The organism is Mycobacterium innocens, assembly GCF_900566055.1.
Taxonomy (GTDB): domain Bacteria; phylum Actinomycetota; class Actinomycetes; order Mycobacteriales; family Mycobacteriaceae; genus Mycobacterium; species Mycobacterium innocens.
Genome location: NZ_UPHQ01000305.1, coordinates 1 through 2,024, shown reverse-complemented (window position 1 = coordinate 2,024; position 2,024 = coordinate 1). Strand labels below are relative to the sequence as shown.

The window sequence follows — 2,024 nt, the reverse complement described above, 5'->3', positions numbered from 1 at the left end:
GACCGTGGAACCCGGCGTCAGCGCACGACACGCGGCGGTGCCGCCTACGGACAAGCCGGAAATCAAGATCAACTCGTGATCTCAGCAGCCGCAAGGGGAGAACTCCGGCGACCGTGAAATTTTGAGGTAAGTGAGGGGATGCGTGCTGTGAATACAGCGTTCACACCGGCGATTATTGATTTCGAGATCTACCTGCTTATGACGATGAAGCTAAGGATCTCAATGTCGCGCAAACAAGCTCAGCTAGCGGCCAAACTGGCTGAACACAGGCTCTCCATAGACGATGCGGAATGTATACATAAGCGGGTAGCCGAGGCTCTTGGCGATGAAGCCTCTTACCTCGGAAATATGAAGAATTTGCTATGGGTTGTAAACCAGGCTGCCCCATCTTTGAAATTTAGCAGCGTATTGTGGCCCGGATTTGACTTCAATGCCGTTACCGACGAAGACGGGTTAATTGAGTCGGCACGGTATTGACATATAAGGCGCAATTCGCACAGATTCAATTCTCCGATCGAAGTACCCATTTGCGGCATGGACGTCACCGAGTTCACGGAGCACTTTGGCCCCATGCGGCGTGGCCGTCAGTGGCCGTTGTTTGACAAGTTTCTCCCCGCATACGAGGAGTACGAATTTCCATGGGCGGGGGAGAGTTATGGTGCGGGATTCAGTTGGGGGCTCTTCATGTTTTCGGCGAAGTCGTGGCCTGAAGATTAAGAGGGTTCAGCTAGCGTCCCGCGCCGTTCGGAACCCTCTTCGAGCTTTCAGCGAGCAGGCACACGAGCCCGCACGCTAAGCAGGAAGAGGCTGCCGAAGCAACAGACATCGCCGCTAACTAAACTAGGAGAACATTCTTTACTGCTATCGAGGTTCTTCGCCCGTGTCGCGGACTGGCGGCAGCTCATAGCCCTGGAGTTCCGCAATTAGCTCGTCGATAACTCCCCGCGCGTAAACCTCCTCTTCCTCAGTCAGACGGAAACGTTCTTCATCAAGCGCTAATGCGTAGATAATCTCGAGCTGGCCCCACAGCCGGAGCAAAGAGCTGGTCCAGGATGGATCCGCCGCGTCGTTCAGAGATCGGATTATCGACTTCAGGTCACGATCTACCCGTTCGAGATCGGCGAATCCACCGCTGTAACTGTTCAGCGAATCAAGAGCCAACTGCCGGAGATAGGCGGTCCGGTCGCGAGACACGTCTTCGTTCGTCAACGTCGTAGGTCCCCGAAACTCACGGTGACAATCCTGCCACTTGCGGCTTGGACAACGCTGACATTGTTGACAGGATCAAAGAAAACCGTTGTGCCTCCTCCGCTCGGCGCGGATAGACCATTTCGAAGCGTATTTTGCACGACACTTACCGGAATGCCGTCACTTTGCATTTCGTCAAGCGCATGTCCGCTGAAAGACGTTCCGTCAATCGTCGCAGGAGCATTCGTTCCGCGGGGGACATCCATTGGGCCGCCGCGCTGACCAGTGGGTGTCGATGGATCTGGTGACGGTGCGTGCGGCTGTTCTGGTGCTGGTTGTGTCCAGTATGGGATGTCGGCGCGTATGGCGTCTTTGGCGGGCGTGTATTGAGCGTTAGCCGCATCTAATTGTCGCTCGAGCTGTGCCTTCAAGGAGTTGTAATACCAAGCTTCTTGATTATAGACCTGAACCGCGTTCCAATTGGTGGGGTCGAGCGGATTCAAATTGTGGTGGTCGATATCGTTTGTCAACTTGTTGTAGGCGTCGCGCGTAGCTTGCAGCGATTTCGGTGGCGGTGGGCTGGCCCAGGGCGGAATGGGCGGCGGACCCTGCGGGGGTTTACCCGGCGGCGGAGACGGCGGCGGCGGAACCGGTGGTTGCGGAGCAAGCGGTATTGGCAACGGCGGTGCCTGGGGTGCTGGGCCAGCATCAGTACCCAGCATCTGGGCGCCCGGGCCCCCGGAGCCGCTAGGGCCACCGCGCCCGGTGGCCGGCCCCGGCGGGCCGCCCGTCGGCGCATCCGGTTGGGGAGCTGGTAGTGGGGGTGCCGGTGGGGG

At 57.8% G+C, this 2,024-nt stretch carries 3 protein-coding genes; 1 reads left to right on the top strand and 2 read right to left on the bottom strand.

The genetic code is table 11. The features are described 5' to 3' along the window. Window positions 1-147 precede the first annotated feature (147 nt). Window positions 148-477, top strand: a complete 330-nt coding sequence (locus tag EET03_RS32140) for a hypothetical protein (protein WP_244232579.1) — start codon at window positions 148-150, stop codon at window positions 475-477. 384 nt (window positions 478-861) lie between these two features. Here EET03_RS32140 and EET03_RS28265 read toward each other — a convergent pair whose 3' ends face one another. Beyond that, the gene (locus EET03_RS28265; RefSeq protein ID WP_075542730.1) at window positions 862-1,209 is read right to left on the bottom strand and encodes a hypothetical protein; all 348 of its coding nucleotides are present in this window, start codon (window positions 1,207-1,209) and stop codon (window positions 862-864) included. Beyond that, window positions 1,206-1,718, bottom strand: a complete 513-nt coding sequence (locus EET03_RS29940; protein WP_136625775.1) for a DUF4258 domain-containing protein — start codon at window positions 1,716-1,718, stop codon at window positions 1,206-1,208. Before EET03_RS29940 ends, EET03_RS28265 begins: the two co-directional genes overlap by 4 nt. Window positions 1,719-2,024 lie beyond the last annotated feature (306 nt).